Source organism: Herbidospora solisilvae (genome assembly GCF_009901565.1).
Classification (GTDB): domain Bacteria; phylum Actinomycetota; class Actinomycetes; order Streptosporangiales; family Streptosporangiaceae; genus Herbidospora; species Herbidospora solisilvae.
The window spans coordinates 1-2,036 of the sequence record NZ_WXEW01000024.1 but is presented as its reverse complement, the minus strand read 5'-3'; the positions used below and the strand labels follow the sequence as shown (position 1 = coordinate 2,036).

1 protein-coding gene is annotated in these 2,036 nt (G+C 69.2%); it reads right to left on the bottom strand.

All coding sequences use genetic code 11. The features are described 5' to 3' along the window. Nucleotides 1–2,036: glycoside hydrolase family 95 protein (locus tag GT755_RS38305; RefSeq protein ID WP_161484445.1), on the bottom strand; the 2,036-nt coding region annotated here is incomplete at both ends.

Here is a 2,036-nt window from a genome sequence, read left to right as displayed (position 1 = left end):
TGGAGGAGCATTTCGGCGATGCCGGAGGTGGCGCCGAAGTTGCCGTCGATCTGGAAGGGCGGGTGCAGGTCGAACATGTTCGGCGCCAGGCGGGCGGTGGTGACCAGCAGGCGCAGCAGGGTGTGGGCGCGGGCGCCCTCTTCCATCCGCGCCCAGTAGTTGATCTTCCAGGCGAGGGACCAGCCGGTGCCGTCGTCGCCGCGCAGTTCCAGGGTGCGCCGGGCGGCGGTGTAGAGGGCGGGGGTGCCGCGTTTGGTGATCTGGTTGCTGGGGTGCAGCCCGTACAGGTGGGAGATGTGGCGGTGGTTGGTCTCCGGCTCGATCCAGTCATACAGCCATTCCTGGATGTTGCCGCGGGAGCCGGTCTTCATCGGGGCGAGCCGGTCGCGGGCGGCCAGCACCTGGGTGCGGAAGGTGGCGTCCACGCCCAGGGTCTGACTCGCCTGGGCGCAGCCGTTGAACAGGTCCCGCAGGATCTGGTTGTCCATCGTCGGCCCGGCACACACGCTGACGCCGTTGTGGTGGCCCAGCTCCGGTGAGTTGGAGGGGTTGGTGACCAGGTAGCCGAGGCTGGGCTCGGTGACGAGGGTGTCGAGGAAGAACTGGGCGGCGCCCTTCATGGCGGGGTAGTAGGTGCGCAGGAAGTCCAGGTCGCCGGTGAAGGTGTAGTGCTCCCAGATCAGCGTCGCCAGCCAGGCGCCGCCGGTCTGCCACATGCCCCAGAAGGCGCCGTCGACGACGGAGGTGGCACGCCAGGCGTCGGTGTTGTGGTGGGTGACCCAGCCGCCGGCGTTGTACTGCGCCTGGGCGGTGCGGGCGCCGGTGACCGTCAGGTCGCTGATCATCTTGAAGACGGGGTCGAAGCATTCGGCCAGGTTGGTGGTGTCGGCGTGCCAGTAGTTCATCGGCAGGTTGGCGTTGATCGTGTACTTCGAATCCCACGACGGGGTCAGGGAGTCGTTCCAGATGCCCTGCAGGTTGGCCGGCTGGGTGCCGGGCCGGGAGGAGGAGATGAGCAGGTAACGCCCGAACTGGAACAACAACGCCGCGAACTGGGGGTCGTTGACGCTGTTGTGCTGGGCGATGCGCACGTCGGTGGGCTGGTCGGCGGCCGAGGTGCGGCCCAGTTCCAGGGTGGCCCGGTTGAACAGCGTCTGGTAGTCGGCGATGTGCCGGCTACGCAGGTCGGTCCAGGAGCGGCCCGCGGCGGCGGTCAGGTGCCCGCGGGCGATGCCCTGGTAGTCGCCGGTCACGTCGCGGTAGTTCTTGTAGCTGGACCCGATGGAGACCAGCACGGTCACGCTGTTGGCCTGGCGGACCTGCACGGTCCCGCCCGAGCTGGTCACGGTCCCGCCGTCGGCCACCACCCTGGCCAGGGCGAGGAAGCGCACCTGGCCCGGGATGCCCTCGAAGTCCCCCGAGAGCCCGTCCAGCGCGACGGTGGTGCTGTCGGGGCTGGAGCGGGTGACCCGCTGCGGGCTGTCGAAGGTCGCCGAGAAGCTGATCGAGTTGGCGCGGTCGGCGGTCAGCCGGATCGCGATGACCTGGTCGGGCGCGCTGGCGAGGATCTCACGCCGGTAGCGGACGCCGTTCTGGGCGTAGGTGGTCACGGTGGTGGCCGTGGTCAGGTCCAGATAGCGGTTGTACTCCGACACGCCGCTGGTGTTGCCGATGGACAACCGCAGGTTGCCGACGGTCTGGTAGGCCAGCTGCCCGGCCGGGCGGCCGAGCATGTTCTGGTCGATCAGGCTCTGGGCCTGGCTCCACTGGTTCTGGAACACCAGATTCCGGATCTGGCTCAGCGAGCCCGAATTACGGCCGCTGCTCTGGTCGTAGGGGCCACCCGCCCACACGGTGTCCTCGTTGAGCTGCAACCGCTCGACGTCGACGTTGCCGTAGACCATCGCGCCCAATCGGCCGTTGCCGATCGGCAACGCGCGCAGCCAGTCGGTGCCGGCGCTCTCGTCGTACCACAGGGCCAGGTCACCGGCCTCGGCCGGCGGCGCGGCGGCCGCCCTGGCGACCGCCGTCCACTG